1 protein-coding gene is annotated in these 711 nt (G+C 41.2%); it reads right to left on the reverse strand.

The window, feature by feature from the left end; translation table 11 throughout:
* On the reverse strand, positions 1 to 711 hold a 711-nt coding region (locus tag ADIWIN_RS15605; RefSeq protein WP_081669593.1), incomplete at both ends, for an adenosine kinase.

Genomic DNA, 711 nt, shown 5'->3' on the forward strand with positions numbered 1-711 from the left:
AATTTCTTCATATCTTCACTGGCTTCAGACAAGTTGTCTTTTCCAGTATAAAGCATGGCTTCTTCCTCATTGGCAAAAAGCATGTCCACTCCTGAACCGATTACTTCTTTAAAACCTTCGCCAAAATATTTGACCATGGCTGGATCAGAGAAAGTAAGGGCCACTTTCACATCGTTTGCTTCGGCAATTTTTTTAGCTGCCAACATCGCTTCTCTGGCACCAGGTGATGTGATAAGGTAGCCTTCGATGTATAAAAACTTAGACGCTTTTATTGCTTCTTCATTAATCTGAGCTGTAGAAAATTTCTCAGTAATCCCAAGGAAAGTATTCATCGTCCGCTCTGCATCGGAGGTCACCATCACGAGACACTTTCCGGTAATTCCCTCTTCTAACTTAAAAGGATCCAGGTTGTGATTTACCCCAGATTCTCTTAAGTCATCTGTGAAAAATTTTCCCAATTCGTCATTGGCAACCTTGCAACAATAGTAAGACTTCCCACCAAATTGACTCACAGCAATTATGGAATTTGCCGCTGAGCCTCCACATTGTAATTTTGAGGTTTTGGTATTAATGGCAGACATCAATTCACCCTGGCGGTCTTCATCTACCAAGGTCATCAGTCCTTTTTCTATACCATACTTCTCCAAAAAGGCATCACTAACCTCAAACTCTATATCTACCAGGGCATTTCCTATACCCGTAACATCGTAC

This window comes from Winogradskyella psychrotolerans RS-3 (genome assembly GCF_000427335.1).
Taxonomy (GTDB): Bacteria; Bacteroidota; Bacteroidia; order Flavobacteriales; family Flavobacteriaceae; genus Winogradskyella; species Winogradskyella psychrotolerans.